The sequence below is a fragment of the Micromonospora globispora genome (genome assembly GCF_003857015.1).
In the GTDB taxonomy this organism is placed as follows: Bacteria; Actinomycetota; Actinomycetes; order Mycobacteriales; family Micromonosporaceae; genus Micromonospora; species Micromonospora globispora.
On record NZ_QGGF01000351.1, the window covers coordinates 1 to 505 of the forward strand.

Annotated in this window: 1 protein-coding gene and 1 pseudogene; one reads left to right on the forward strand and one right to left on the reverse strand. The window is 68.3% G+C overall.

The genetic code is table 11. The annotated features are described in order from the left end of the window. Nucleotides 1-213, forward strand: a 213-nt coding sequence (locus DKL51_RS17260; protein ID WP_148097809.1) for a tyrosine-type recombinase/integrase, incomplete at its 5' end; no start/stop codon positions are given. 92 nt (nucleotides 214-305) lie between these two features. Here the strand turns inward: DKL51_RS17260 and DKL51_RS35780 are convergent. Further along, nucleotides 306-505 (reverse strand): annotated as a pseudogene (locus tag DKL51_RS35780) (pyridoxamine 5'-phosphate oxidase family protein); the annotation flags it as partial.

Below are 505 nucleotides of genomic sequence, written 5' to 3' on the forward strand. Positions count from 1 at the left end.
AGCGCCGGGATCCGGATGCCGAGGATGCACCCGCACATGCTGCGCCACACCTTCGTCACCACCATGCTCGACGCTGGCCTGAGCCTGCGCGACGTGCAGATCGCCGCCCGTCACGCCGATCCGCACATGACCATGCGCTACGACCGCGCCCGAAAGAACCTCGACCGGCACCCCAACTACATCCTCGCCGCCTACATGGCCTCCGGCACGTGACGTGGCGACGTGCGACTCTGCCGATGATCGGGCGTCGGGGCGCGTCCGTTGGGGCGGCTGCAACCCCACAGTCGGTGCCGGTTGGGGCGGGGTCAGGTACGGGTCCGGCGTTGGTGGCCCCGTCCGGGATGCCATGACTCGATCACGAGGTGGTCCGCGGGGGTGCCAACGTAGGTCAGCACGACTTCGGTGATGTTGAGTTTGAAGAACCCGGCGCCTTGGTGAGGGTTGTCGGCTGGTGGGTCGACCTGTGCGGCGGTGCCGGCGAGTTTCGCGTCTCCCGGCCATCCCT